Raw genomic sequence first — 25,319 nt, 5'->3', positions numbered from 1 at the left:
CGCCGGTCAGTCATGACGCAGCGGCGTCGACCAGCGCGCGGGTCAGCCCCGCGTCCCAGCGCAGCAGGTCGCCCTCGGCATAATCGGGGCGCATCAGAGAGGAGGAGACGATCGCGCCATCCGCCGCCGCCAGCACGTCCTGCGCGTTCTGCGCCGTGACACTGCCGCCGATCAGGATTGGCCGTTTCACCCCGGCCCCCCGCGCCGCGCGGATGCGCGCTAAGCTGTCGGGCACGTCCGATCCGGTAATCACAAGCGCATCAGCACCATTATGCACCGCCGAAACTGCGGCGCGTTCAGGCGTGACGGCGATCGTCGGCACGCAGGTGCGGTCAAAGACGTCGGCCATGATTGCGACGTTGTCGGCCTGCAACCGGTGGCGATAGCTGACCGCCTCAACGGCAAGCGCCTCGCGGTGGCCCTCAAAGGTCATGGCCGCACCGACAAAAATCTTGAGACGGACGAAATCCGCGCCAGAGGCATGAGCAATGGCGATGGGCGCGCAAGCGTCATGAGCCTGCACGATGATGCCCAGACTCATCTCCGGAAAGGCCCGCTTCATCGTCCGTCCCAGCGCTGCGGTCAGTGCCACGGTTTCCGGCGCGGCTTCACCTTTTTGGCGAGTTTGATCCTGAAGGATCACATGGTCGATGCCTCCCGAAACCAACGCCTCAGTGTTGGCCAAGGTGTAGTCCTCGAGGAAGGCAGGGCTGAGATGGCGGCGCACCGACAGATCGGGCAAATGCAGGGCAGCCACAAGGAACGGCTTGCCGGGACGGGGCGACAGGCCGGGGTTTTGCGTGGTGTCGGTCATGTGTGTGCGGTCTTTCCAGTCAGGTCGGGGTCGGCCAAAAGGTTCAGCCCGTCATCAAGGCGGAACAGGTGCAAGGCGGCCAGATCAAAGGCCAGCCGAAAGTCGCTGCCGGGCTGCGGCGCGGCGGCAGGAGCGACGCGCGCGACGATCTCGCGCTGCCCGGTCTTGAGAAAGACCAGAGTGTCGGACCCAAGCGGTTCAACCACGGATACCGGCAGCTCAATCCAGGCAGAGTCGATTCCCGGTTCGGGGGTTGCAGTGAAATGTTCGGGCCGAATGCCAAGGGTCATTTTGCCACCTGCCGACGCCTCCCGTTCAACCGCATCGCGGTATCGGGCGGGGATCGGAATCCGTGCGCCGGATTCAAGTTCCAGCATCCCGTCCACGGCAGTCACCGGGATCAAGTTCATCGGCGGCGCGCCCATAAATGCGGCGACAAATCGGCTGCGCGGTTGGCTGTAGATTTCGTCAGGGGTGCCCAGTTGCTCGATCCGCCCGCCGTTCAACACGACGATCTGATCGGCGAGGGTCATCGCCTCGACCTGATCGTGGGTCACATAGACCACCGTGGTTTTCAACTGACCATGCAAGCGCTTGATCTCTGTCCGCATCTCGGCGCGCAACTTGGCGTCGAGGTTGGACAGCGGTTCGTCGAACAGGAACGCCTTGGGGTCGCGCACGATGGCGCGGCCCATGGCGACCCGCTGACGCTGACCACCGGACAAATCGCGGGGCCGCCGGTCCAGCAGATGTTCGATCTGCAAAATTTCGGCCGCATCTTCGAGCCGTCGCTTGGCCTCGTCCTTGGGAACGCCGCGCATCTTGAGACCGAAGCCAATGTTTTCACGCACTTTCATGTGCGGGTAAAGCGCATAGTCCTGAAACACCATGGCCACGTCACGACCGCGCGGCGGGATGTCGTTGACCAGAACGCCGCCAATCTCGATCTCGCCCCCGCTGATCGTTTCCAGCCCCGCGATCATCCGAAGCAAGGTGGATTTGCCACAGCCAGAGGGGCCGACGAAAACCGTGAATGCCCCCTCGGGTACGTCCAAATCGATGCCATGCACGACTTGCGTCGTGCCATAGCTTTTCGTGACGTTGCGAAGTTTCAGACCGGTCATGATGAGAACTCCGCGAAACGATCATCGGAAATGCGCGACGACGACGCGCTCCAGAACCCCTCGGGAGGTTCCATGAAGGGCGCAAGCCCAGCGCGCTCAACGATGCGCTCGGACTCGCGTTCGGCGCGGGCTTGAATCGCACGCGCATCAACGACCTCAGGGCAGCGATTTTCCATCAGCACGCGGCCATCCACTACAACGTGATCCACATCCTGCCCCGCCGCCTGATGGACGACCCGGTGGACCGGCATGTACATGGGCGTCAAATGCGGACGCAGACCTCCGCCAAGGGTAATCACGTCGGCCTTTTTGCCGACTTCCAGTGATCCGATGTCACTGTCCATCCCTAGCGCCTTGGCGGCATCAATCGTCGCCATCTCCAGCAGCTTTCCGGTCGGCATGACGGCACTGTCCTGAAAATGGTTCTGTTGCAGGCGCATCGCGACGCGCAGGTTTGGCAACAAATCAAAGCTGGTGCGCGGCGAGGTGCCATCAGTGGTGATCGCCACGTTCGCGCCGGCCTCGATCAGTTCGACAACTGGACAGCGCGCCCGCCCCATCGACCCAGCCAGCGGCGCGTGCCCCACAGAGGTGCCGGTGTCCGCGATGATGCGCACCTCATCGATGCCCAGCCCGGTGCAATGCTGCACCAGAACATCCGGCCCAAGCAGCCCGTTGGGATCGCGGCTTGCCAGCCGCACCATGCCGCCAAAGGCGTCCGAATGGATGCGCACCCCGTGTTCACGCGCGGATTCGCGGATCCGGCGCGATTGCATCAAGTCGTGATCGGTCAGGCGCGCCTTATCGGCGGGGGTCGGGCCGGAACTGTCGCAGGACGGCACAATCAGAAAGGGCGTCAACATCACCCGGATGCGGTCATTCGCACCGCCGTGCCAGTCGCGGATAACCTGCTCGGCGCCGGTCATTGCGTCTTCAAAGGTGAACGGCGCGTCATGTGGGATGCCGTCGCGCCACCGGGTGGCGGGCCGGGGGTAGGGCGGATTGCAGGGGCCTGTCGCCACTATCTCACGCAGGCCAGCCTCTGCATAAGAGGCGGCATGGGCCCCTGCCAGCGCCGGATCATCGCTGCGCGGTTCGGACGCGATGACGCACAGGCCGGTGGTCACACCGAACATCAACCGCTCCAGCGCCGAAAGCTGGCCCTCCGCCGACCAGAAATCGGTATCGGTATGATGGTAATAGGTGCGCGTCACCACTTTGCCCCAGAACGACGGCGTGTCCGAGGCGATCGTCTTGAGCAGGCCATGCCCGCCGTGGCCGTGGGCATCCACCAGACCGGGCAGGATGATGCCGCCGTCAGCCTCAAGCACCCTTGAGGCGTCTTGTGGACCGGTGGCGGCGGGTCCGACATATGTGATGCGCCCGTCGCTGACCGCGACGCTTGCGTCGGGGATGATGCGGCGGTCTTGGTCCATCGTAACGACGGTTCCGCCGCGGATCAGGAGATCGGTCATCGGGAAAACTCCGGCAGGGTGTTGAAAACAATCGCGCGGTGGCGGAGCGCGATCTCGTCGGGGGTGGCGGTCAGGGCATGCAGGGCACCAAAGCCCCCAACCGCGAAAGAGGCAGAAACGGTGCCGCAGGCCGCAGCATGGCGGACGTCCCGCCCCGCCAGGTATCCGGCCGCAAAGCCGCCGCAAAATGCATCACCTGCACCGACCGGATCCGGGGCATCGACCTCCAGCGCCGGAACATGAACGATCCGGTCCGTATCACGGTCCAGCAGCAACGCGCCCTCTGCGCCGATCTTGACGGCCAGAACCGCAGACGAGGTCCGGCCCAGATCCTTCAGGGCCGCAGCGGGCGAAAGGCCCGGACGCATCGCCGCAAGTTCCTTTTGGCTGGGAAGAAAGATGTCGACCTGACCCGCCAGCGTCTCAATCTCGTGCGGGGATTGGGCGCCCGACGACCCGGGATCAAGCGACAGGATCGCCCCGCGTGCCCGGAACGCGGCGATCAGGTCAGCCTGTGCCGACAAATTTTCGGGGGCGAGATGCACGATGCGCGGTCCGGGCGCCGCCCGCAGCGCCTGATCGACCGACACCGGGTAGAGTTGGCGTAGTGCGCCAAAGCCAAGCCCCTCAGGGGTGCGTGTCTTCAGGCGGGAGAGAAACCGCGCGCGATCCTCGGCATCCAACGGCTCGGCAAAGCCGAACGCTTGGAACACTTGGGATGGCGCATACAGAAGATCGACACGCGATCCGTCGGCGTTGTTCAGGAACCACTCAGTCTCGCTAACCTCTTCGGGCGCACGATCGATCCCGTCGCAGCCGATGCCGGCAGCGCGCAGCTGGTCTAGCAGCGCGTCGGGGTAATTTGCCGCGACATTGCCCGCCAGCGCCACCCGGTCAGACCAGAGTCGGGCGCCGACCGCCGAATAGACGGCATTGCCGCCCATCTGTTCCAGCGACACGCGCCCGTCGGCGGTGATCACGCTGTCGCGGATCACCCCCCCGGTCGTCAGAATATGTGCATCGGTATCGGTCATGTCGCCTGAAGGTGGCCCGGATACCCGAGGTTGCGGGCGAACCGCGCCTCGGCAAAGTGATAGGCCACGAGGTGCAGCGGCACAGAATAAACCAGCGGCGCCAGAGCATCGTCGACCTGCGGCATCCGCCAGCTGTGGGCGATGCGGCTGTCGATCTCGTCATCGGGCCCCGGCAACAGGGCGACCGTGCGCCCGCCCGCATCCTCGCTGACCAGCGCGGTGTCGAGCGCGCGTTCGCGCGATGCGGCGTCGGGCGCGATCAGGAACAACGGATCGTCGCGCTTCTGCGAGCGATAGTGGTGATATTCTTCGAGCGGCATCGCCATAGCGTGGATCGGGGAAAGCTCCCGCACCTTTGCCGCACCGAACGCGGCCGCGGCGAAATGCGGACCGGCCCCGGCGAACAGCACGATCGAGGCATCCGCGATCTGCGCCGCCCAGTCGCGCGCGGCGTCATCGCAGTCGCGTGCAACCGCATCCATCGACGCCCCCACAGTCGACAGCCCCTTGCGCAACGCATCGACATCCCGCCCAAGCAGCGCGCCGATCTCGATTCCCAGAGCAATCAAAAGGCCCGTGGTCGCTGTACTGGATTGTGTCGGCCAGCCCCGTCGCTGCGCGTGTACGACCAACCCTCCGTCGAAATCAGTCAGAACCGTGGAACCCGTGGTGTTGGAAACACCAAAGACCAGCGCCTCCTGTGCCTTTGCCGCCTGCATGGATGCCACGACGGCAGGCGTGCTGCCGCCAGACGAAATGCCGATCACAAGGGTCGAGGCGTCAGCCGTTGAGCTAGCGAAATGCGCCCAGTCAAAGGCTTGCGCAGGTTCCACCACAAGGCCGGTCGCCCGCTCAACGGCCAGACGGGCACCGATGGCGGCGAACCATGAATCGCCGCAGCCAGTGATCACGATGCGTTTGACCCCACGCTCGACCACAGCACGCGCAAGAGTGCTGCAGGCTTCGCGCTCTGCGGCGATGGTCGTATCCAGAACGCGGCCTTGATCCATCATCTCATCGCGGGTGCGGCCCACGCGGCCGCGGCGGGCGGCATCGTCTCCGGTGTCTTTCGAGGGTTCAGCAGTCAACGCCTTTAGGCGCGCGGTATAATCGCTCATCTTGTCTTTCCTTGTTGTCATGTTCAGCCTTTGACGCCGCCCAACGTCAGGCCGCCGGCCAGATGCCGTTGCATCAGGATCACCAGCACGATGGGGGGCATCACCAGGATCGCGCCGATCGCCGACACTTCGCCCCATCGGATCGAGTATTCACCGATCAATTGCGCGGCATAGACGGGCAGTGTCCGCGCATCCGCAGTGGACAGGGTCAACCCGAAGAAGAAGTGGTTCCAAGCCCCCACTGCGTTGTAAAAACCCGTTACCACCAGACCCGGACGGGCCAGCGGCAGCGCAATACGCAGGAACGCGCCGAACCGGGTGCACCCGTCCACCAGCGCCGCTTCCTCAAGGCTTTTCGGCACTGACTGGAAAAAGCCCAGCATCAACCAGATCGTGTTGGGCAGCATAAACGCCGTGTAGGCGACCGTCAGACCGGGCAAAGTGTCGATCAGACCGGTGCGGGTGAAGACAACAAACAGCGGCAGGCCCAGAACGATGGGCGGCAGCGCCCGGATCGCAAGCGTGGTGTACAGCAGTGGTGCCCCACCGGCCCGGTCACGGGCCATGCCATAGGCGGCCATGGTGCCGACGCTCAGCGTGACGAAGGTGGTAGAGACGGTCACAATGGCGGTGTTGACCAGTGCGCGCCAGAATTCCGGCCGCGCGAACACCGCATCGAAATGCTCCAGCGTCGGGGAAAAAATCCAGGTTGGCGGCGAAGTCAGCAGTTGCGCCGTCGGTTTGAACGATGTCAGCACGATCCACAGCAACGGGAGGCTGAGAAAAACCCCCAGCAGGACGGCTGTCAGATAAGTGATGACAAGTCGCGCGGCCGACCGGCTGCGGATAGAGGACATACGGGCCATCACGTCGGCTCCTTGCTGGTCAGAAGCCGGATCAGCGGCACAGTCAGGATCAATACAAGCAGCATCAGCAACAGGGCTTGGGCTGCGCTCATCCCGAAATTCCCCCGCTCATAGGCGGTGTAGTAAAGCTCCAGCGCAAAGACGCGCGTGGCATCACCCGGCCCGCCCCCGGTCAGGCTGTAGATCAGATCGAATTCTCGCAGTGCGTCGATCACCTTGATTGTGCCGACGATCAGCAGGACAGGGCGCAGCATGGGTAGGGTGATGTGGAAAAACATGCGCAGATCACTGGCGCCGTCCACCTCTGCCGCCTCATAGAGAGAGCGCGGGATTGCCGCCAAACCGCCAAGGATCACCAGCATGGCAAACGACATGCCCCACCAAACCTGCACCAAGATCACTGAAATCAGCGCCATTCGCGGATTGGACAGCCATTGCAGGGGACCGCTTCCGACCAGATCCAGGAAATAGTTCGCCAGTCCCCAGTCGTAGTTCAGCATCATCCGCCATGAGATACCCACAACGATGGGCGTCACCATCATCGGCACCAGCGCCAGCACCATCAGTGCAGCCTTGCCGCGAAACGCCCGGTTGAAGGCTAAAGCGCCCAGCATGCCAAGGGTCAGTTGCAGCGTCACGGTGGCCGAGGCAAAGATCGCCGTGCGGATCAGCGCGCCCTGGGTCGAGGGATCGCGCAGGATGCGCAAGAAATTTCGTGTGCCCGTCCATGCCCACTCAGGGGCGCGGATGTTCAGCAGGCTCACGTTGTGTGTCGCCATCCAGAAGTTGAACAGGAAGGGATAGAGAGAGACGCAGAGGAACACGATGATCGCTGGCGCGATCATCACGCGGCCGATATTCCTGTCGATACGGTCGAACAGACCGGCGCCGCTGGGGCGTGTTTTTTCCATGGGCATCCGGTCTGTTCCTTGTCGTGGTCGCTTAGCAGCCGCCGAGGATAGCGCGCATTTCTTCGGCCGCTTTGATCAGCGATTCCTCGGGGGTGATCTGGCCAGCGATGGCCTGCTGGGCATAGCGGTCGAACGCTTCGGCCACTTCGCGCGATTCCGCGATGCGCAGGGTGCCCATACCGGCCTTGGAGGCCTTCAACACCTCAGGCACCCAAGGACGTTCAGAGGCGACCTCTTCATTGGCGAGAACACTTGACCGCGGGCTTTGACCGCCAGCCTTGCTATAGATGACTCCGCCTTCTTTCCCGGTGGCGAATTCCAGAAACGCCCAGAGCGCGTCCTTGTTCGGGCTTTGCGCGTTCATCATCACGCCAAGCGGGTTCACACGGGTCTTCGATCCCATCGGACCTTCGGGCTGCGCGACCAGTGCAAGGTTCTCACAAACGTCAGGGGATTGAGCACAGTCGTTCAGGATCGGCATGCCAGCAGTAAAGAACTGCGCCTGAGCAAGCGTGCCGTTCTGAAGACCGACCAGCAGTTCGGGATAGTCCCATGCGTTGATGTCGGGCGGCGTCACCTTGTCCTCGTTCTTCATGTCGACGAACATCTTCCAGGCGGCGGTGACTTCGGGGCTGTCGGTGGTCACACAGCTCTGGCTGTCAAGGAAATCGCCACCATGCCCGCCCATAATCCCGAGAAAAGCTGCCATCACGTTGCCGGGCGAACCGGCATAGGCAAAGCCGTACTTGGTGGGAGAGTCGGGATTGTGCGACTGGGTGAACTTCAACGCGTTCTCGCGCAGGTCGTCCCAGGTCTCAGGGGCTTCCGGGATCAGGTCGGTGCGATAGACCAGCGTTTCCAGCGTGATGTCGGTCGGCATCATGTACCATGTGCCGTCGTATTTCATCTCGGACTGGATGATCTCGGGAAAGTCATCGGCGTCATATTCGGCCGCGCCAGCGATATAATCGTCATAGGGCGCGATCAGGCCGCCGGCGGCCAGGGCCGGCACGAAACGGCTAATGTGCAGAACACCGTCGAATTCTGTGCTACCTGCCGCCAGCGCGGTCTCATAGCGCTGACGCCACCCGGCCCGACCCTGCGGGCTGATGGTGACGGGGTTTCCCGTGTTTTCGGTATAGGCCTTGGCGACCTCACCCAAAGCCTCGGCCTCGGGACCCGATTGCACCCAGATCGTGACATTGGCAAGTTCTGCCTGGGCCAGCCCCGGCGCGGCCAGAGCCAGCGCGATCGCAGTGCCAGCCCCCATAAGCGTACGTCTTTTTAGTGACATTCTCTCATCCTTGTTGACCGCGAGGTGGACCATCGTTGGGGCCACCCCTTCGGGCCGTTATTGCACCCGGGCCAAGTGGCCCGGCACCGCCCGTCGAATGGCCGGCTGCTACTTCGACACTTTCACAATGTGCCTGAATGAAAGCTAAGGCAAGCACAAAGAGATTGGCAAGTTTTTTGTTCGCAAGGCCGCACGATGCTCCAACTCTGCCGATCTTACCCTGAATTTTGCTTACTATTTGCCCGAATATGGCAAAATCTGCACACATTCAGGCAAAATCGCAACCGCGCCACGCGGCAGGACAAGCCTATTGACAGACGTTTCCCCGAAAGATTCAGCTTTCGATAATTCTAGATTAGAAAGAAATAACCAAATGTCAGGCAAGGGTAACGTTCAGCCCTGTCCCTTCCAGTTCTTCAACTGCGGCGGCAGCCATCTGCGAGTCGCTTACAAGAGCGGATGCCTGCGAAAGCGAAGCGATGCGCGCGCTGCCGATGTGTCCCACCTTGGCGTGGTCGGCCAGGAACACCACCTTCCGGGCGGCTGCGATCATCACCTTTTTCAGTTCCGCCTCTTCCCAGTTTCCGTTGGTGAACCCGGCGTTCACATCGATCCCGGTGCAACTAAGATAGGCTGTGTCAGCGTTGACTTCTTTCAGCAGAAGGGTCGCGAGGGGCGGCACCAGCGTGTGCCAGACGTCGCGCCCGCTGCTCTTGCGCAGCAGTCCTCCGGTCACGATGACCGCGACTCCCGGATGATCCTGAAGCGTCAGCGCTATGTCGAGGCAGTTTGTCAGCACTACCACGTCGGTCAGGGTGTGGGGAAGCGCGCTGGCCATCGCCAGCGTCGTCGACCCACTGTCCAGAATGATCGTGTCACCATCGCGCACCCGCAAGGCGGCCGCCGCGCCGATGCGTTTCTTTTCCTCCGTGAAATTCAGCCGAGTCAAATCGGTCGGACGTTCAAAGCGCGCCGGATGCACCGCGATCGCACCGCCGCGCACCCGGCGCAGCAGTTGTCGGCGCTCAAGCGCTGCAAGGTCTGAGCGCACTGTAACAGCAGAGACACCAAAGCGGTCAGCGAGGTCAGCGATGGTAACCATCGCGCGCGACTGAAGCAGTTCGACAATGCAATCGTGGCGTTCGGAAGATGTGAGACTTCGCTGGGGTTCGGCTGACGATGCCGTCATGGGATCTTCCTTCAAGTTGGGACTGACCAGTCCGGTGGCGTGCGAGAAGAAATGCCCGGTCAACTTCACGCTGTCCAGTAAGGTACAGGCCACGAAAACGTTTGCGGCTGTTGCCATAGCTCCCATTCGCACGCGAAGTTCACGATTGTCATCTCCGCTGGGCCTGCTGGCGACGTCTGCGCGCACCCTTCCCGACAGTTCCACTACTTGCCGCTGCGAAGCCTGCAAACCTTGCCAATGGCAAGTGCTTGGCGAACTCACGGCGAAGTGCAAACTCTGATCTGTTTTTTTCCAATCGGTTCTGAATTCCCAGGAGCTTTGCCTCGAAAACCTCCGCAGGCGTTCGGTAACCGAGGCATTTGCGCGGCGTGGAATTGAGGCGCTGACAAATCGACCTCAAATATCGATTTGTCAGCGCCGTCGGTTCGGTTGATCGGGGCAGGTACTTCCGCAGCCTGTTGTTCGTATTTTCGACGATGCCTTTCTGGTAGGGCGCTTGAGGATCACAAAACCACGCTTCGGCGCCGATGCCCGCTTTGAGATGCCGCCAGGCCGAAAACTCGGAGCCTCGGCCGAAGGTAATCGATTGGCGCGCGCCGGCAGGCAGGGGAGCCAACGCCTGGATCAGCGCCTCCATGATCGGCTTGGATTGGCGATCTTCGTTGCGGAACATCATCAGATCACACTCCTCATGTGTGGATACCTCGGGCGATGCAAGCTTTCCTTTGCACGGTTCGAACATGTGATCGGGTACGGTCATGTGTCAGGCCTCGATGTGCGGCGCATCACATGCCGCGGGCCGGTATGGCGATGCGAAGGTTGGGTCCATATCAGTGCGCCCGAGCTGAATGCCCTTTGGGAGTGCCTGGTTTCCCCAACCTCGATCTGGCCGATCGTTTGTCCTTACTGTCCAATGTCCTTCTCACACCTGCCAGCCGGTGTCGCCTTAGGCGACCACCGCCGCCTCCTGCTTCGTCATCATTGCCCAGATCGCCCGGGCGGTCTTGTTCGCCAGGGCGATGGTGACCGGCATCCGCGGTTTGCGCGCCAGCATCTGCTCCAGCCAGGAGCCCCGCGGAGCGCCGTTCCGGACCGCCCATCTGATCCGGGTCATGGCACCGATGATCAGCAACCGCCGGATATCGCGCTGTCCCATCTTTGACGTCCGACAAAGAACCTGTTTGCCTCCAGTGGATTTCTGTACCGGGACCAGCCCGAGCCAAGCCGCACAGTCGCGTCCGCGCCGGACCCCCCCCTTTCCCGCACGGCACCTCACCCGGTGGGCGCCCGCTCACCTGGGACGGGCCGCGTCGTGTCGATGGACGATTGGCGCAGGCTGTCGGACTGGGATCGCCATGGGCCGAATGGGCGGCATTAGTGCAACATCCGGAAGAGATGGTTCGCAGATAACGGCAATTGACCCTGCACGGAAAGAGACGAGCCGTTCGATAGCGCTTGTGGCTGACCATCAATGTCTCGGTCGAAAACCGCTCTCGCCGACGAAAGACATCCGTTGCCTGACGCCCAGCGGCGCCATGCTCTCGAACTCTCACGCCATTGAATTGGAACTGCACACATGGCCATAAGGAATAATATCGTCCCCGCACCGAAAACGGACACCCGCCCCAACCGCCAGAAGTACCACACGAGCATCCCCGATCAGATCCTCGACATGTCCCGCAAGGGCATGTTTCCCGAAGAATGGTGCGCGAGCTCGGGATCGCAATGCTAACGCTCTACGCGTGGGCCAACGAATATCCCGAGTTCGAAGAGGCTGTGGAAATCAGTTGGCACAAGCTTCACGCGTGCTGGATCAACTTGCTGCGAGAGAACATCACCAATCCGGCCTTCCGTCAAACCACAGCACTACAGGTCATGGCGACACGTTTTCCGGCGACCTGGGGTCAGCAGCCGCGCAATACCTTGGAGCACTTCGAAGCGCGCAACGCCTCAAACAATGATGGACAACAGAACGAAGAAGACCCCAGGACCCTGACCGACGAGGAATTGGCGGCCCGGCTGGAAGTGTACCGACTGCGGCGAGAGTCAGAGAAGTAGGTGGGCTGCAGTGCAGTGCGATAGAACTATAGAAATTGCGTCTATTCATTGAGACCCTGTTGCCCAAATCGTCTGAAAACCGAGGTTCCCCTTTACCCGGACGGACTCATTCCACAGGCTCTGTGACGGGTATGCCGAGCGCTGTGTGGCCATTCATGACGGCGATGCGGACCTGGAGTTCGGCGACCTGATGGTCGAAGTCCCGTGCCATGAGGCGCTGACCCAGCAGCTTTACACAATGCATCTTCGTCTCGACGCGGCTCCGGCGGTGGTTTCCGCTCCATCGTCGCCACAGGGCTCGGCCGAGGTCTTTCGCAGCGCGCAAGGCCTCGTTTCGAGCCACGGCACCAGCGGTCTTCCGCGGCTTAGCGTTCTTGCGGGGCGGGATGACTGCGTGGGCGCCGCGATCCGCGATGGCATCGTGGCACTTGCGGGTGTCGCAGGCACCGTCGGCGACCACCGAGCCGATCTTTTCGCCCATCGGGATCTGGCGGAGCAGATCGGGCAAGACCGGCGCATCACTGATGTGGCTCCCGGTGATCCCGACAGCCCGGACCTCCAGCGTTTCCTCGTCGACCCCAAGGTGGATCTTGCGCCAGACCCGCCGTTTGGGGCCACCAGGCTTGCGAGCGCGCCACTCGCCTTTGCCCTCGACCTTGATTCCGGTGCTGTCCACTGCCCGGCAGTGCATTGCGCAGCAATGTCACGAGAGGGGATCAACAGGTGGAGCGGGTCCTTTGACCCACGGTAGGGGATGTTGACGGCCAGGGTCTTCTGACAGCGGGACAGCGTGCTGAAGTCAGGCACCGTCCAGTCGAGGCCAACCAGCCTCAGCAGGCTCTCGACAAAACCGGTCGTCTGCCGGAGCGCCATGCCGAACAGAACCTTTGTCGTCAGGCACGTCTGGATGGCGGTGTCACTGTAGGTCTGCTGGCGGCCACGCCTGCCTGTCGGCACGGCATCCCAGCTCATCTCGGCGTCGAACCAACCTCTCGGGACATTGCTCTGCACTGCCCTGCCGGTCAATGGACCGTCAGCGAGCCGCGGCGCTTGAGCGCTTCGTTATAGGCTGGCCACTTCCTGGTCTTGTAGGTCGGTGGTATCGGTCTGCTCATGCATGCCAGCTACCACACTGGATTCACGGGCTTTGTGCAACATGTATAACCGCCCCTTGCGCAAGAGATATTTTCAGAGCTGATTTTGTCGCGTCATCGGGTGCTGACATGTATCCGGCCTCGTGTGCGGCCATCTTCGTGCCGCGGGCCCGTATGGTGTTCGAGGGTCGGGTCCAGATCAAAGCCGCGTGCTCGAAGGCACTCTGTTGCACACTGGTTCTCCCAATCCCGTCTCACGACGATTGCGCCAAACTGCTCCTTGCCCTCTTCCGCTCCGACGTCCTCGCGCCCCTGACGGCTTACACCGCCACGGCCGGAGCTTTGTAGACGCCACCTCGGGCCATCAGGGCCCAAACGATGCGCGCCATTTTGTTCGCCAGCGCCACCCGCACCAACATTGGTGGCTTGTGCGTCAGCATGCGGCCAAGCCAGGTGCCGGGCTTGGCCGCCGCGTGGACATGCCGCTTTATGATGACGCTGTTAGCCCCGATGATGAGCAAGCGTCGCAAAGATCGTTCGCCCATTCGGGTCGTGGCCCCGAGCCGTTGCTTGCCACCGGTCGAATGCTGTCGTGGCACTAGACCAAGCCATGCCGCAAAGTCTCGGGCCTTACGGAAAGTCTCGGGCGGCGGGGCCAACACCGCGATGGCCGTGGCGATAAGTGGACCAATGCCCGGGATAGTCATCAGCCGTCGGGCCACGTCATTCTCTTTTGCCCGGCGGGCGATCTCGGCATCCAACTTCCCAATCTCTGCCTCGAGGTGGGCGAGTGCCAGAACCAGCACCTTCAAAGTGGCGATGGCATCGGTGGGTATGCTGCTGTCCGGGTTCTCAACGATGGCGATGAGTTTTGACGCGTTGGCCGCCCCCTGCGGCACGATCTGCCCGAATTCAGTCAGGTGGCCACGTAGGGCATTGATCGCCTGTGTCCGCTGCCGGATCAGCAATTCCCGTACGCGGAAGATCATCGCCGCGCCTTGGGTCTCTTCGCTCTTCACCGGCACAAAACGCATGGTTGGGCGAACTGCCGCTTCACAAATAGCCTCGGCATCTGCCGCATCGTTTTTCTGGCGCTTGACGAAGGGCTTGACGTAAGCAGGTGGGATCAGCCGAATGTCATGCCCCAATTTGCCGATCTCGCGCCCCCAAAAGTGGGCGCTGCCGCATGCTTCCATCGCGACAATGCAAGGCGGCAGCTGGCTGAAGAACTCCAACACCTGCATTCTCCTCAGCTTCTTGCGCAGAACTGCACGACCCGACGCATCAGCGCCATGCACCTGAAACACATTCTTTGCCAGATCGACTCCGACCGTGATAATCTCCGACATGACCGCTCCCCTTTGTGGATCCTCACAGACCCACCTTGGCACACAGATGCCGTCGGGGGGCGGTTACATCATCAGAGCCATGACGCCATAAAAAACGTGGTTGGGATATCGCCCCGCCGAAGTTGATGAAGGTCGTTCCACTGCGGGTTACTGAAACCTGACTAACGACGCCCTCAACGGTCACTGAGGATCCGACATAATAGGCAGCCTCGTTGGGAGAGTTGGTTTCGGCATAAGCTGAAACAGCAAACAGTACGGAAAGAGTTGCGGCCAAAAAGAGTTTTACAAATTTACGCATCGGACCCGCTCAGTTTAGTTGGAAAAGCCCGACGCTCTTAAGCGTCAGTTACGAATTTTTGAAGGGCTAAATTGAGCGCCGAATGCGCAGCAGGGCGAAACCGGGTGGGTAGGCACTTACTGGAAACACGACGGGCGCAGTCGGGAGGCGGAGGCGGTGCATTTGCTCTCGAATCAGTTGGAAAGAGATGAGAGGCGCGGATGCTGGTTGGCGATTGACTGCCGAATCTGGAATGCTCCGCATGATGGCGTCGCCAACTGTTGCAACCAAACGCAATCAAGTTGGCGGGTGCATTGGCGGGTGTGGTTGGAAAGTCCCGAATGATTCAATAAGTACAATGCCATATGGCGGAGACGAAGGGATTCGAACCCTCGAGACCCTTCCGGGCCTACTCCCTTAGCAGGGGAGCGCCTTCGACCACTCGGCCACGTCTCCACCGACGCGTATATCCAAGTAAATAAAGCGATTACAAGGCTAAACTGCCCTCTTCTGCAAAAATCACCTTATCGTCAAAAACCTCTTCAAAGTACGCTCCGGGGCATTGCACGGCACTGGGTGAAGCAAAATATGTTCAATTTCCCTTATAGTATAAAACGGGTTAGGCGCCCGCTACGCCCCAACAAAGGCCGCTTAAAACAAGCAAACCCGCAGCGGCACAGGCGGGCGCCGTGGCGTTCTGTCGGGCCAATTTCCGCGAGCCACCGAACAAATCCACATTTCACCAAGACGAACACTCTTTCCGGACCCGATCGTAGCAGCGCCACGTTTCCAGAAATTGAAACTTATCTGTGCGGGAAAGTTGTTAAACGTCGCGCTGCGCTGAAGTCATGGCCACGAGACCCAAGTCACGGCGTCAAACGGCGATAGCCCACCGGAATGGCGAAGCCCTCCCCTGAGCAGGAAGCTCTAGCCCAAAATTCCAGTTTCAAACGATGCGGGCTTCAGGGAACCATGCATGTGCTGTTTGTGCTAACAGTTAGTTGGAAAACTTTTACATTCAGCACTGACTTCCCCTTGCGGTCCGCCAATTGGCGATATAACTAAGCCTCACTGTCGCGGGGTGGAGCAGCCCGGTAGCTCGTCAGGCTCATAACCTGAAGGTCGTAGGTTCAAATCCTACCCCCGCAACCAACAGTGTCGAACGCCCCGCAGGCTTGCCGCCTCGGGGCGTTGTCGTTTTGGACTCGTTGAGCGACAAGAGATTCTCCAGTTCCCCTACCAGTTCGAGCATCAACGATTCCGAGCCCGGAATCAGCCTGATTTCGGACAAAAGGCTGCGGACGATCGACGTCACCTCGGCCCTTCTGACAGGATTGTCGAGTGCAGCACTCAACTGTGCAACTTCGGCACAATACTGGTCCGCCAGCCCTGGGTCAGTAAAACCGGCGACCTTTCCGGCTCAACTACGAGTTGGGCCTCCAGTTCTCCCTTGCGAATGGACTAACGTTTGTCTGTGCGGCGCAGCTTCACCAGACCGGCCATTCGTTGATCATGCAGCATTTTGGATAGCCCGGTGACGGCAGTGCGGGCCTTTCTTGACCTACTTTATCGCAGCGACGACAAGTGCTGAAAACCGAAAATGATCCGCCCAATTGCGGCGGCGAAATCGCGGCGATGCATCGACTTTTCCCTACGCGGTCGTTCAATCCAGTTCAGACTGCGGAAACCAAGCCGACCATGCGCTGTGTTCGATTTCAACAGTCGACACGCGCAACGAAGTGGCTCGGGCGCGGTTGCTCGGCGCACGAGCAGGCGATGCTCCAATCAAGCCGGTCGCCTAGACGGCTGGAGAAGTCGTGGCTCGGCCAGTTTCGCCTCTGCTTCAGCTTGCAGGCGTCGGTAGGCCTCGATCACGATCGATCTGATCCAGATACCACCGGCGTCGTTGGCTAGGCGCGAACTCCAGAAAAAACGAACAAGAACCTGTCCGAGGTCGACAGGTGGCTTCATCGCAATCAGGCCGTGCGCCTCCATATCCCAAGCGAGCAGGACCGCCGGGAATGTGGCCAGAAAATCAGAATTCGCAAGGAGTGAGGCTACACCGGCCGAGTCCCCAATCATCGCGCTGACCCGCCGCCCCCCAACATCGGTGGAGGGCGTGGCCGGAAAGGGATTTTGCTGCGACCTCGTGACATTGACCATGACATGCGGGTATTTGCGCCAGGCGTCGATCCCCCAGCCCGAGACCGCAGGGTGCCCCTGACGCGCGAAAGTCACCCAGGAAAATGGCTCCATGATTTGCTGATCAAGCCCATCCGGCAATCGCGGCTGTCCGCCCAGATGGGCGAGGTCGATCAACCCTTCGCTCAGCGCCGGATAGACGTCGTGGTGCGCTGGCAGCCACTCGATCTTTACCTTTGGCGCTTCGGCTTCGACCCGTGCCGACACCTCTGCAATGACTTTGGTCAGCGTCGGCATGGCGATGCGAAACACGCGATCGCTTTGGCCCGGGTCAAACAGGTTGCGCGGCGCGATCACCCGGCGGATGCTGCGCAGAATGGGGCGGACATCTTCGATGATGGCCTCGGCGAACGGGCTGGGGTGCATCTTGCCGCCGACCCGGACCAGCACAGGATCGTCGAGTTGCTCCCTCAACCGAGCAAGCGAGTGGCTGACCGCCGACTGTGTGCGCCCGATCTTGTCGGCTGTCACCGTAACGCTTCGGGTCTCCATCAGGGACTCGAAAACAACCAGCAAATTCAGGTCGACGCGGTGCAGATCAATTTCGCTCATGATCTATGAAATCGTTTCGTTCGACTTTTGTGGGGCGAATGGCTCATCTTAATTTCACTAGGCGAAGATCAAGCAAGGTAGATCGATCTTATTCATAGAGGAGGTGATATGCAATGACACTCGAAATCATTGGCGCGGGGTTCGGTCGAACCGGGACTTACTCACTGAAGGCGGCGTTGGAGCATTTGGGCTTCGGCCCATGCCATCACATGTCCGAGGTCGTCAGCGACTCCGGGCAGATCGAAGCCTGGTCCAAGGTGGCAGAGGGGCGTCCCGACTTTGACGCGATCTTCTCGGGCTTTCGATCGGCCGTGGATTTCCCGGTTTCGGCCTACTGGCAAGACGTGCTTGCGGCAACACCGGACGCCAAAGTCATTCTTTCACATCGGGAAGCCGAGGATTGGTATGGCAGCTTTTCCCAGACCATCCTGCCGCTGATCCTCGACAAGGAGGCCTGGCCACAAAACGCGGTTCCCTGGTTTCAGATGATTGAGAGCGTCATCATCGGCAGGGCCCTTGGTGGGCATACCGACAGGGACGGCATCCTGAAGGTTTACCGCGCCAACGAAGCAGCCGCGCGGGACCTGGAGGCGGAGGGCAAGGCCCTGGTGTTCAGTGTCCGCGACGGATGGGAACCTCTCTGCCGCTTTCTTGGCGTTGACGTGCCGGATGCGCCTTTCCCCAAAACCAATGCGCGGGCCGATTTCTTCTCGTCGGTGAAGTCCGGGACGCAAGAACCGGCGGCCTGATCCAACCCACTGAAATTTTCGGCTACGGGGCGTTCGGCATGGGCCGGGCATACTCCCGGCTTGCCAACAACTGAAAGGAACCAAATCATGATCAACTTAGAAGATGTTCGCCGCGCCTCGGTCGCATTCTACGATGCCCTCAACAGCATGGCGAACGGCGACGATACCGCGATGCAGGACGCGTGGATCAAAGGCGGCGGCGCCACGGCGCAGCATCCCATCGGCGGGCGGGACATGGGTTCGGATTCCGTCTTGGCCTCCTTCAGCAAGGTTGCCGAAATTGCTGGCGGAGGAGACATCCGGCTGTTGGATCAGATGATTAACGCTGGATCGGACATGGCCGTTGAAACCGGCGTGGAGGTCGGAAAGTTAATCATCGCCGGCAATGAGGCCAAGATCCAACACCGTGTGACCAACGTCTATCAGAAGCAGGACGGAACGTGGAAACTGGCGCACCATCATACGGACCTGTCGCCAAGCATGCTGGAGATCCTTCAACGGCTGACCGAAGCAGCATGATCCGCAAACCTGAAAAGCATAGCGGGAGTGCCATGCGCCCGCTATGGCCTCGAAGCATATCTGCGGCGGCGGTCACGAAGGCGACGGGCAATCCCCTCGGACAGGCAGCGAAGCCAAGGGGCGAGGGCGACATGAGTCTTGCGGGTGCCCGACGGCCCAAGCGCGATCATGTTTTCTTTGCGCTCGATCCATTCGCAGCGTGCCAGGTCCAGCACCGTCATCGTGTTCAAGGACGTGATGGCCATGAAGTCGAAGCTGGTCCGTTGCCCTTCAGTGGTTTGCAGCACAAACCATGGAGGGGAGGCTTTTGACAGCCGGGAACTTTTCCGCCTTGATCCGGCGTTCCACCATGCGCCGTTCCCGGTCGACCAGTTCCAGCTCGGTCAGCCGGGCCAAATAGCACAACATATGATCCACTCCCTTTGCTGCGCCGAGACGGGCGATTGCGGTGGTCAGGGTCCGCGCTTGCTGCCGGGGTCTGGTAGTCCAAGGCCGAGTGCGGGCGTTCGGTATTGTCGTCGGCAGTCTAGGCCGCGATCACCATCCGCGCGTGGGCCAGGCTGCGGAACATGGTCTCGTTGAGAAGTTCATCCCGCATCCGTCCGTTGAAGGTCTCCACGAAGCCGTTCTGCATCGGCTTACCCTGCGCGATGTAGTGCCACTCGATTCGGTGCGCGGCAGCGAAGGTTAAGACTGCGTTACTGGTCAGTTCCGCGCCGTAACACCTTCGGAATGTTGTTGATGTTGAGGCTATGATTGCCGAGATATGCGCAGAAGTTGGTGACGCGTGATCAGGCGGCGTTTTGAAGTTGGCGGACGCCGTCGCGGAACTCAACCCCGCTGATGACCTCCGGGAGGCGATTCCGCCCGTCGAGTTTTCGCCATTTCGTCTGAGCAGACATCATCAGCCGGAAAGCCATGGCGAGCCCAGTCTTGCGGCTGAGGCAGCCCTTGGTGCGTTTCGTCCTGTGTCTGACGGTGGCGAACGTGCTCTCGATCGGATTTGACGTCCGGATGTGTTTCCAGTGTTCGGCCGGGTAGTCGTAGAAGGTCAGTAGTGCATCCCGATCCTTGACCAACTTGGCGACTGCCTTGTCCCATTTCACGCCGTAGGCATCGACGAAGAAGTCGAAGGCGGCCGACGCCGCGGCTCGGGTTTCGGCCTGCCAGATGTCGTGCAGGTGCGCCTTGGCCTTGGCTTGCACCGATTTCGGCAGCGCGTTGAGCACGTTCATGGTTTTGTGGAGCCAGCACCGCTGCTCCTGTGTCGAGGGGAAGACCTCGCGCAGTGCCGCCCAGAACCCCAGGGCGCCGTCGCCTATGGCGAGCTTGGGATCCTGCTTCAGTCCGCGGCGTTTGAGATCGAGCAGAACCTCGCGCCAACTCTGAGTGCTTTCGCGGAAGCCGTCGGTCATGGCCAGCAGCTCCTTGCGGCCGTATTCATCCGCACCCACGATCACCAAAACGCATTGTTTTTCCTCGGCCCTTCGCGGCTTGAAATAGACGCCGTCGGCCCAGATGTAGAGAAACCGCCGGGTGCCGAGGTCACGCTTTTCCCAGGCCTCGTACTCGGACCACCAGTCCGCTTTCAGCCGCGTGATCGTAGTGGCCGAGAGGCCCTTGGCGTGTGGCCCCAGCAGGGCGGCAAGCGCCTCACTGAAATCGCCGGTGGACACGCCCTTCAGGTAAAGCCAGGGCAGCAGCTCTTCGACCGACTTTGCCTTGCGCAGATACCGCGGCAGGATGCTGGGCGTGAACGCGATCTTGTCCGTGCCCGGCTTGCGGTCCCGCACACGCGGCACCGTCACGGCAACAGGCCCGACACCGGTCAAAATCTCACGCTCGGGCAGGTGCCCATGACGAACCAGTCTTGCGCGACCATCCTCAAGCTTGTGATCGGCAAAGGCGCCAAGCAGCGTGGACAGTTCCGCCTCAATCGCCTGCTCGATCAGCTTGCGCGCGCCGTCCCGGATGAGGTCGGTCAGCGGGTCCGGCGAAATCCCGGATGGATCAGATAGCTGGGTGATGGTATTCTCTTGCATGTGGCATATCCCTTTCTCGGTTGAGAATTGACGGCGCTTCGACACCGCCATGATATGTCGCCCCTCAGGGCATCACCAACTTTCGCGCATATCTCAGAGGCTTTCATTGCAGATGCTTGGGACGTGGTCGGCCGCAAAGTGTCAAAAGAACGTTTGCTTGCAGATATTTATCAGACCGCCAAGTTCTCTGTAGGCCTGCCAATTGCGCCGGACTCCGACGCTGCAAGGATGTTCCGTTTGGTCTTGGGTGAAGGGCGCGGCCTGATTGCCAAACGCAACGAGATTGAGGATCGCGCCGTTGAGCTTCTCAAGACCAACGACGACTATCAACTGCTAACATCCATCCCAGGGATCGGGCCGATCAACGCGCTGACCATCCTTGCAGAAGCAGGCGATCTGCGCCGCTTTCGGCATCACCGCCAATTTTTGAAGTTCTGTGGGATGGACCTCGCAACGATCCAGTCGGGCACATTCCGTGGCCAAACCAAGCTCTCAAAATATGGGAATGCCAGATTACGCCGCACGCTCTGGATGGCCGGTCAGGTCGCCATCATGCAAAAGACCAACAGCTTCCGCGACAAGTTCGAGCGTTACATCGCCAAGGATCGTCAAAACACGCATTTACGTCGCAAGGCGTATACCGCAATCGCCGCAAAAATGGCCCGCACCGTGCATGGGATAATAAACCGCGGCGAACCCTATCGTCCCTTCTTTGAGGGATGATTGACAGCAGAAGGACCTTTCTCTGTAAGGGCCGTAGAGGCGAGCATTCGACCTCGTAGATAATGTTCAGGCCTTCTGCTCAACGACCCGAAGATCTCGTCTTAAGGACGGTGAGAGCCGCAATAAGCGTACTCTGTGTTTGTTATGGGAGAGACATGTTGTTGACCAAAATGCCGAACTGACACACATTCGAACGTGCTGGAACGCTTCAGCATGACAATGACCTGATGCCAAATCAGCCAATTATTCCGCGCATAGGACGTTGTCAGAGACGATCATCCCCAGCTTTCCGTGGCGCTCGATCAGGGCCTTCAGATGCTCGGCCGCCTCGCGCTTCACAGCAGGCGTCACCACTTTTTTGAACTCAGTTCCTTAATCCAGGCGAGATCGAGCATCTGCTCGGCCAGCAGTTTCTTAAGCTTGGCGCTCTCATCCTCAAGCGTCTTCAGCCGCATCGCCTCCGACACGGTCATTTCGCCGAATTTGGCCTTCCAGTTGTAGAAAGTACCTTCAGACATGCCGTGCTTGTGGCACAGATCCGCGCATTTTGCGCCTGCCTCGTGCTCGGCTAGGATGCCCCCTCTCGGCAGCATTCTGCGCATGTGCCTGCCGGGCAATGGATGATCTCCTCGTTCGCTTCATTGTCCGTCCTCAAGTTGGGCCGGCCTCTAATCGACGGTGGCGGAAAGATCTCGTGGTAGGTCACCTGCTCCGCGGCGGACATCTCGTAAACGAAAAGAGGATACGTCGACTGATGCGCTTGATGAGGCTCATAGCGCACAGACTTCGACTCACACCGCCCGCGTTCAAGCCCCGCTGGTATGACTCTTGCGGAATATATCAACCGGTCAAAAGAGACCAAAACCTGAACAAAGCCAACCTGAATTAGCGGACTCCGTGGAGAGCATATTACATTCAAAAGTTTTTTGATTTATGAGAAAAGCCCCGCAGGTTTTCACCTACGGGGCTTTTTGTATTGGTTGTCGTATAGAGTATCTGGTTTTTTCTAGGTTTGGCGGCGACCTACTCTCCCACGTCTTAAGACGCAGTACCATTGGCGCGACGGCACTTAACGGCCGGGTTCGGAATGGAGCCGGGTGTTTTGCTCGTGCTATGACCACCAAACCAAGGAAAAACCAGGACGATGCATTTGTGATGCATCGTCAATCAATCAACACCGTCGCTTTTGGGGCGAGGTCGTTGTCCAGGTCGAAGTTTACTGTGTTTACGGTGTAGTATGCTTATTTGTCCGTAGAGCTCGGTGATTAACCTTGCTGTTACTGGATCAAATCAAGCCTATCGGACCATTAGTACCAGTCAGCTGAACACATTGCTGTGCTTACACCTCTGGCCTATCGACGTGGTGGTCTTCCACGGTCCTCAGGGAGATCTTGTTTTGAAGGGGGCTTCCCGCTTAGATGCCTTCAGCGGTTATCCTTTCCGATCATAGCTACCCAGCACTGCTATTGGCATAACAACTGGTCCACCAGTGGATCGTTCACCCCGGTCCTCTCGTACTAGGGGCAACTCTTCTCAAATCTCCTACACCCACGGCAGATAGGGACCGAACTGTCTCACGACGTTCTAAACCCAGCTCACGTACCTCTTTAAATGGCGAACAGCCATACCCTTGGGACCTGCTCCAGCCCCAGGATGAGATGAGCCGACATCGAGGTGCCAAACACTGCCGTCGATATGGACTCTTGGGCAGTATCAGCCTGTTATCCCCGGCGTACCTTTTATCCGTTGAGCGATGGCCCTCCCACTTGGGACCACCGGATCACTATGGCCGTCTTTCGACTCTGCTCGACTTGTCAGTCTTGCAGTCAGGCTGGCTTCTGCCATTGCACTCAACGAGCGATTTCCGACCGCTCTGAGCCAACCTTCGCGCGCCTCCGTTACGCTTTAGGAGGCGACCGCCCCAGTCAAACTACCCACCACGCAGGGTCCCGGATCCGGATAACGGACCGCGGTTAGACATCAAACAAAACAAGGGTGGTATCTCAAGGGAGGCTCCACAGAGACTGGCGTCCCTGCTTCGAAGCCTACCACCTATCCTGCACATGTTGTGTCTGATGCCAGTGCGAAGCTGTAGTGAAGGTGCACGGGGTCTTTCCGTCTAACCGCGGGTAGCCTGCATCTTGACAGGCAATTCAATTTCGCTGAGTCGATGTTGGAGACAGCGGGGAAGTCGTTACGCCATTCGTGCAGGTCGGAACTTACCCGACAAGGAATTTCGCTACCTTAGGACCGTTATAGTTACGGCCGCCGTTTACCTGGGCTTCAATTCAGAGCTTGCACCCCTCCTTTTAACCTTCAGGCACCGGGCAGGCGTCAGACCCTATACGTCGTCTTGCGACTTCGCAGAGCCCTGTGTTTTTAATAAACAGTCGCCACCCCCTGGTTTGTGCCCCCGACGCTCTTACGCCGGGCCTCCTTCTCGCGAACTTACGGAGGTATTTTGCCGAGTTCCTTCAACATCGTTCTCTCAAGCGCCTTGGTATTCTCTACCAGTCCACCTGTGTCGGTTTAGGGTACGATCTAATGGAGGGCTATTTCCAGGGACTGTCTTGGATACGCGCCAATCCGATAAGGCACGCACGCCGCCACAATCCGTCACATCCTCCTGGCCCAGGAATATTAACCTGGTTCCCATCGACTACGCCTTTCGGCCTCGCCTTAGGGGTCGGCTTACCCTGCTCAGATTAGCTTTAAGCAGGAACCCTTGGACTTTCGGCGAGAGTGTCTCTCACACTCTTTGTCGCTACTCATGTCATCATTCTCACTAGTGATCTCTCCACCGGATCGCTCACGCGCCGGCTTCATCGAAAGCTTCGTGTCTCCGGTCTCCCCGAAGGGATAAAGAGACATGAAGCTATATCACACTACGCTCCGCTACCATGCTCACGCATCCTAAGCTTCGGCTCATGGCTTGAGCCCCGTTACATCTTCGCCGCAGGACAACTTATTTAGACCAGTGAGCTGTTACGCTATCTTTAAAGGATGGCTGCTTCTAAGCCAACCTCCTGGTTGTTTTGGTCGTCCCACCTGCTTTCCCACTTAGCCATGAATTGGGGGCCTTAGCTGTAGGTCAGGGTTGTTTCCCTCTCCACTACGGACGTTAGCATCCGCAGTGTGTCTGCCATCTAGTACTCCCCGGTATTCGGAGTTTGGTTAGGATCAGTAAGCCTGTGGGGCCCCATTACCCATCCAGTGCTCTACCCCCGGGGGTATTCGGATGACGCTCTACCTAAATAGATTTCGCGGAGAACCAGCTATCTCCGAGTTTGATTGGCCTTTCACCCCTAGGCACAACTCATCCCGACCTTTTTCAACAGGTGTGGGTTCGGACCTCCAGTAAGTGTTACCTTACCTTCATCCTGGTCATGCCTAGATCACTCGGTTTCGGGTCTGATCCATCTAACTCGACGCCCTATTAAGACTCGCTTTCGCTGCGCCTACACCTATCGGCTTAAGCTTGCTAGATAGACCAAGTCGATGACCCATTATACAAAAGGTACGCCGTCACAAGACTGGACACTAATGATAACCTTATCTGCTCGGGATGGAGACACGGTATTGCACCGTTTCGATACCGGGATTGGCCTCGTAGATCTCCGCGTTTGACCGATGGTCATAGCTCAGCGCAAAGCGCCAGCCGCGGGACGTTTCAAAGCCCAGCTCGATCCCTGACCGGAATGCAAGCATTCCACCTAGATCAAAGCCGCCGTTATCGAAGTACAGCCCCGGCATCGTGTGCAGTTCGACGTAGAAGCCGCTCTGCCACAGATCAATCCGGTAGGTCGCGCCGTAGCCGACCCAGGCCTCTCCCTTTTCGCCAACTGAAAGCCCGACCGCATGGCCGAAGGGACCGTTGCGGTGCCCCAGATCGTAGCGCATGTAGGTTTCAGCAGCAGGTTTGGCCCGCC

The 25,319-nt window shown here is 59.8% G+C and carries 16 protein-coding genes, 2 tRNA genes, 2 rRNA genes and 7 pseudogenes (1 of these 27 running past the window's edge); 5 read left to right on the top strand and 22 right to left on the bottom strand.

Translation table 11 applies throughout. The annotated features are described in order from the left end of the window. Positions 1–10: 10 nt before the first annotated feature. From ANTHELSMS3_RS06580 to ANTHELSMS3_RS06530, 11 genes and pseudogenes are all read right to left on the bottom strand, one after another. Positions 11–814: a BtpA/SgcQ family protein gene (locus ANTHELSMS3_RS06580; protein WP_094034177.1), complete on the bottom strand. Its 804-nt coding sequence runs from the start codon at positions 812–814 to the stop codon at positions 11–13. Further along, positions 811–1,938, bottom strand: a complete 1,128-nt coding sequence (locus tag ANTHELSMS3_RS06575; protein WP_094034176.1) for an ABC transporter ATP-binding protein — start codon at positions 1,936–1,938, stop codon at positions 811–813. Before ANTHELSMS3_RS06575 ends, ANTHELSMS3_RS06580 begins: the two co-directional genes overlap by 4 nt. Next, complete coding sequence (locus ANTHELSMS3_RS06570; protein WP_094034175.1) at positions 1,935–3,413, bottom strand: amidohydrolase family protein; 1,479 nt, start codon at positions 3,411–3,413, stop codon at positions 1,935–1,937. The genes ANTHELSMS3_RS06575 and ANTHELSMS3_RS06570 overlap by 4 nt, the downstream gene beginning before the upstream one ends. Further along, positions 3,410–4,447, bottom strand: coding sequence for a carbohydrate kinase family protein (locus tag ANTHELSMS3_RS06565; protein WP_094034174.1), 1,038 nt, complete (start codon positions 4,445–4,447; stop codon positions 3,410–3,412). The genes ANTHELSMS3_RS06570 and ANTHELSMS3_RS06565 overlap by 4 nt, the downstream gene beginning before the upstream one ends. Continuing rightward, positions 4,444–5,565, bottom strand: a complete 1,122-nt coding sequence (locus tag ANTHELSMS3_RS06560; protein ID WP_198319891.1) for an SIS domain-containing protein — start codon at positions 5,563–5,565, stop codon at positions 4,444–4,446. Before ANTHELSMS3_RS06560 ends, ANTHELSMS3_RS06565 begins: the two co-directional genes overlap by 4 nt. Positions 5,566–5,588: 23 nt before the next feature. Next, positions 5,589–6,431: a carbohydrate ABC transporter permease gene (locus ANTHELSMS3_RS06555; protein ID WP_094034172.1), complete on the bottom strand. Its 843-nt coding sequence runs from the start codon at positions 6,429–6,431 to the stop codon at positions 5,589–5,591. After that, positions 6,431–7,348 (bottom strand): carbohydrate ABC transporter permease, encoded by a 918-nt coding sequence (locus ANTHELSMS3_RS06550; protein WP_094034171.1) that lies wholly within the window; start codon positions 7,346–7,348, stop codon positions 6,431–6,433. The genes ANTHELSMS3_RS06555 and ANTHELSMS3_RS06550 overlap by 1 nt, the downstream gene beginning before the upstream one ends. A gap of 25 nt (positions 7,349–7,373) precedes the next feature. After that, on the bottom strand, positions 7,374–8,636 hold the full coding sequence (locus tag ANTHELSMS3_RS06545) for an ABC transporter substrate-binding protein (protein WP_157733417.1): 1,263 nt from the start codon (positions 8,634–8,636) through the stop codon (positions 7,374–7,376). Positions 8,637–9,012: 376 nt separating this feature from the next. Beyond that, a complete protein-coding gene (locus ANTHELSMS3_RS06540; RefSeq protein WP_254694865.1) occupies positions 9,013–9,942 on the bottom strand; it encodes a DeoR/GlpR family DNA-binding transcription regulator in 930 nt (309 codons plus the stop codon). Between the two features lie 193 nt (positions 9,943–10,135). Continuing rightward, positions 10,136–10,519 (bottom strand): annotated as a pseudogene (locus ANTHELSMS3_RS06535) (IS30 family transposase); the annotation flags it as partial. 252 nt (positions 10,520–10,771) lie between these two features. Next, positions 10,772–11,071: pseudogene (locus ANTHELSMS3_RS06530) on the bottom strand (transposase); the annotation flags it as partial. 479 nt (positions 11,072–11,550) lie between these two features. On the opposite strand from ANTHELSMS3_RS06530, the gene ANTHELSMS3_RS06525 reads away from it, so the two are divergent. Then, positions 11,551–11,883 (top strand): hypothetical protein, encoded by a 333-nt coding sequence (locus ANTHELSMS3_RS06525; RefSeq protein ID WP_157733416.1) that lies wholly within the window; start codon positions 11,551–11,553, stop codon positions 11,881–11,883. 106 nt (positions 11,884–11,989) lie between these two features. Here ANTHELSMS3_RS06525 and ANTHELSMS3_RS06520 read toward each other — a convergent pair. The 4 genes and pseudogenes from ANTHELSMS3_RS06520 to ANTHELSMS3_RS06505 form a co-directional block, all read right to left on the bottom strand. Further along, positions 11,990–12,998: pseudogene (locus ANTHELSMS3_RS06520) on the bottom strand (IS5 family transposase). Between the two features lie 299 nt (positions 12,999–13,297). Next, the gene (locus ANTHELSMS3_RS06510) at positions 13,298–14,326 is read right to left on the bottom strand and encodes an IS110 family transposase (RefSeq protein ID WP_094034167.1); all 1,029 of its coding nucleotides are present in this window, start codon (positions 14,324–14,326) and stop codon (positions 13,298–13,300) included. A gap of 22 nt (positions 14,327–14,348) precedes the next feature. Further along, positions 14,349–14,624, bottom strand: coding sequence for a hypothetical protein (locus tag ANTHELSMS3_RS25430; RefSeq protein WP_157733415.1), 276 nt, complete (start codon positions 14,622–14,624; stop codon positions 14,349–14,351). 345 nt (positions 14,625–14,969) lie between these two features. After that, positions 14,970–15,059: transfer RNA gene (locus ANTHELSMS3_RS06505), tRNA-Ser, on the bottom strand. Positions 15,060–15,678: 619 nt separating this feature from the next. On the opposite strand from ANTHELSMS3_RS06505, the gene ANTHELSMS3_RS06500 reads away from it, so the two are divergent. Further along, a tRNA-Met gene (locus ANTHELSMS3_RS06500) sits at positions 15,679–15,755 on the top strand. A gap of 633 nt (positions 15,756–16,388) precedes the next feature. On the opposite strand, the gene ANTHELSMS3_RS06495 is transcribed toward ANTHELSMS3_RS06500, so the two are convergent. After that, the gene (locus ANTHELSMS3_RS06495; RefSeq protein ID WP_094034166.1) at positions 16,389–17,357 is read right to left on the bottom strand and encodes a LysR family transcriptional regulator; all 969 of its coding nucleotides are present in this window, start codon (positions 17,355–17,357) and stop codon (positions 16,389–16,391) included. Between the two features lie 113 nt (positions 17,358–17,470). On the opposite strand from ANTHELSMS3_RS06495, the gene ANTHELSMS3_RS06490 reads away from it, so the two are divergent. Further along, the gene (locus ANTHELSMS3_RS06490) at positions 17,471–18,106 is read left to right on the top strand and encodes a sulfotransferase family protein (protein WP_094034165.1); all 636 of its coding nucleotides are present in this window, start codon (positions 17,471–17,473) and stop codon (positions 18,104–18,106) included. Between the two features lie 87 nt (positions 18,107–18,193). Continuing rightward, a complete protein-coding gene (locus tag ANTHELSMS3_RS25950; RefSeq protein WP_094034164.1) occupies positions 18,194–18,625 on the top strand; it encodes a nuclear transport factor 2 family protein in 432 nt (143 codons plus the stop codon). Between the two features lie 61 nt (positions 18,626–18,686). Here the strand turns inward: ANTHELSMS3_RS25950 and ANTHELSMS3_RS25945 are convergent. The 3 genes and pseudogenes from ANTHELSMS3_RS25945 to ANTHELSMS3_RS06470 all read right to left on the bottom strand — a co-directional run. Then, positions 18,687–19,069: pseudogene (locus ANTHELSMS3_RS25945) on the bottom strand (ATP-binding protein); the annotation flags it as partial. A 16-nt stretch (positions 19,070–19,085) separates the two neighbouring features. Continuing rightward, positions 19,086–19,343: pseudogene (locus ANTHELSMS3_RS06475) on the bottom strand (integrase core domain-containing protein); the annotation flags it as partial. A 73-nt stretch (positions 19,344–19,416) separates the two neighbouring features. After that, positions 19,417–20,667 carry an IS256 family transposase gene (locus ANTHELSMS3_RS06470; protein WP_094033518.1) on the bottom strand — a complete coding sequence of 417 codons (1,251 nt, stop codon included), beginning with the start codon at positions 20,665–20,667 and terminating at the stop codon, positions 19,417–19,419. A gap of 72 nt (positions 20,668–20,739) precedes the next feature. Between ANTHELSMS3_RS06470 and ANTHELSMS3_RS06465 the strand changes: the two are divergent. Beyond that, positions 20,740–21,449 (top strand): annotated as a pseudogene (locus tag ANTHELSMS3_RS06465) (transposase); the annotation flags it as partial. A gap of 247 nt (positions 21,450–21,696) precedes the next feature. Here ANTHELSMS3_RS06465 and ANTHELSMS3_RS06460 read toward each other — a convergent pair. The 3 genes and pseudogenes from ANTHELSMS3_RS06460 to ANTHELSMS3_RS06450 form a co-directional block, all read right to left on the bottom strand. Further along, positions 21,697–21,992, bottom strand: a pseudogene (locus ANTHELSMS3_RS06460) (transposase); the annotation flags it as partial. A gap of 408 nt (positions 21,993–22,400) precedes the next feature. Then, a 5S ribosomal RNA gene (gene rrf / locus ANTHELSMS3_RS06455) occupies positions 22,401–22,515 on the bottom strand. Between the two features lie 161 nt (positions 22,516–22,676). Next, positions 22,677–25,319, bottom strand: a 23S ribosomal RNA gene (locus ANTHELSMS3_RS06450) (it continues 808 nt past the right edge of the window).

The organism is Antarctobacter heliothermus, from assembly GCF_002237555.1.
Classification (GTDB): domain Bacteria; phylum Pseudomonadota; class Alphaproteobacteria; order Rhodobacterales; family Rhodobacteraceae; genus Antarctobacter; species Antarctobacter heliothermus_B.
This window is presented reverse-complemented; position numbering and strand designations above follow the sequence as displayed.

Excerpts from the sequence above, each read along its gene's own strand:
- ANTHELSMS3_RS06490 (WP_094034165.1), top strand. The coding sequence starts at position 17,471 with ATGACACTCGAAATCATTGGCGCGGGGTTCGGTCGAACCGGGACTTAC.
- ANTHELSMS3_RS25950 (WP_094034164.1), top strand. The coding sequence starts at position 18,194 with ATGATCAACTTAGAAGATGTTCGCCGCGCCTCGGTCGCATTCTACGAT.
- ANTHELSMS3_RS06545 (WP_157733417.1), bottom strand. The coding sequence starts at position 8,636 with ATGTCACTAAAAAGACGTACGCTTATGGGGGCTGGCACTGCGATCGCG.
- ANTHELSMS3_RS06575 (WP_094034176.1), bottom strand. The coding sequence starts at position 1,938 with ATGACCGGTCTGAAACTTCGCAACGTCACGAAAAGCTATGGCACGACG.
- ANTHELSMS3_RS06565 (WP_094034174.1), bottom strand. The coding sequence starts at position 4,447 with ATGACCGATACCGATGCACATATTCTGACGACCGGGGGGGTGATCCGC.
- ANTHELSMS3_RS06495 (WP_094034166.1), bottom strand. The coding sequence starts at position 17,357 with ATGAGCGAAATTGATCTGCACCGCGTCGACCTGAATTTGCTGGTTGTT.
- ANTHELSMS3_RS06570 (WP_094034175.1), bottom strand. The coding sequence starts at position 3,413 with ATGACCGATCTCCTGATCCGCGGCGGAACCGTCGTTACGATGGACCAA.
- ANTHELSMS3_RS06510 (WP_094034167.1), bottom strand. The coding sequence starts at position 14,326 with ATGTCGGAGATTATCACGGTCGGAGTCGATCTGGCAAAGAATGTGTTT.
- ANTHELSMS3_RS06550 (WP_094034171.1), bottom strand. The coding sequence starts at position 7,348 with ATGCCCATGGAAAAAACACGCCCCAGCGGCGCCGGTCTGTTCGACCGT.
- ANTHELSMS3_RS06540 (WP_254694865.1), bottom strand. The coding sequence starts at position 9,942 with ATGGCAACAGCCGCAAACGTTTTCGTGGCCTGTACCTTACTGGACAGC.
- ANTHELSMS3_RS06580 (WP_094034177.1), bottom strand. The coding sequence starts at position 814 with ATGACCGACACCACGCAAAACCCCGGCCTGTCGCCCCGTCCCGGCAAG.
- ANTHELSMS3_RS06470 (WP_094033518.1), bottom strand. The coding sequence starts at position 20,667 with ATGCAAGAGAATACCATCACCCAGCTATCTGATCCATCCGGGATTTCG.
- ANTHELSMS3_RS06555 (WP_094034172.1), bottom strand. The coding sequence starts at position 6,431 with ATGGCCCGTATGTCCTCTATCCGCAGCCGGTCGGCCGCGCGACTTGTC.
- ANTHELSMS3_RS25430 (WP_157733415.1), bottom strand. The coding sequence starts at position 14,624 with ATGCGTAAATTTGTAAAACTCTTTTTGGCCGCAACTCTTTCCGTACTG.
- ANTHELSMS3_RS06525 (WP_157733416.1), top strand. The coding sequence starts at position 11,551 with ATGCTAACGCTCTACGCGTGGGCCAACGAATATCCCGAGTTCGAAGAG.
- ANTHELSMS3_RS06560 (WP_198319891.1), bottom strand. The coding sequence starts at position 5,565 with ATGAGCGATTATACCGCGCGCCTAAAGGCGTTGACTGCTGAACCCTCG.